Raw genomic sequence first — 728 nt, forward strand, 5'->3', positions numbered from 1 at the left:
GCATGAAACTTGACGCGCGGCTGCGCGAGCACCTAGCCGGCATTCGCTTCGAGGATCTCTCGAAACCGTTCGTTTGCGTTGCAGCGGAAATCCGCACTGGCCATGAAATCTGGCTGTCGAGCGGCTCGCTGCCCACCGCCATGCGCGCCTCCTACGCACTGCCCGGCGTGTTCGAACCGGTCACTTGCAACGGACGCGTACTGGTCGACGGCGCTCTGGTCAATCCAGTGCCGGTCTCGGTCTGCCGTGCCTACGAGCAGCCGCTGGTGGTCGCGGTGAACCTTCACTATGATCTGTTCGGCCGCGCCGCCGTCATCAAGCACAGCGCCGGTGAACTGGTCGTCGAAAAGGATGCGCCAAGGCCCGGTCAGGCAGACACCGGCCACCAGTCCCGTGAGACACGGCTCGGCATCACCGGCGTTATGGTCGAAGCCTTCAACATCATCCAGGACCGCATTTCGCGTGCCAGGCTTGCCGGCGACCCGCCGGATATGTCGCTGCAGCCGAAGCTCAGCCATATCGGTCTGACCGAGTTCCACCGCGCCGACGAAGCGATCCGCCTCGGCTATGAGGCGACGATGGCCCAGATCGGCGAACTGACCCGGCTGCAGACGGTTCTGGCTTAAATCATCGAAGACTCGCGCAGAAGCGAAAACCGCTCTCAGGCACGTGCGGCATCGACGATGCGGAACTGCACCGTGCGGTTGCCGTTCCAGTGATTGCCCGAC

Annotated in this window: 1 protein-coding gene; it reads left to right on the top strand. The window is 63.5% G+C overall.

Annotated elements, in window-relative coordinates; translation table 11 throughout:
• Window positions 1–626: patatin-like phospholipase family protein (locus tag EOA86_RS37085; protein WP_164892430.1), on the top strand; the 626-nt coding region annotated here is incomplete at its 5' end.
• Window positions 627–728 lie beyond the last annotated feature (102 nt).

Origin of the sequence: Mesorhizobium sp. M5C.F.Ca.IN.020.32.2.1 (assembly GCF_004023105.1) — a bacterium.
In the GTDB taxonomy this organism is placed as follows: Bacteria; Pseudomonadota; Alphaproteobacteria; order Rhizobiales; family Rhizobiaceae; genus Mesorhizobium; species Mesorhizobium wenxiniae.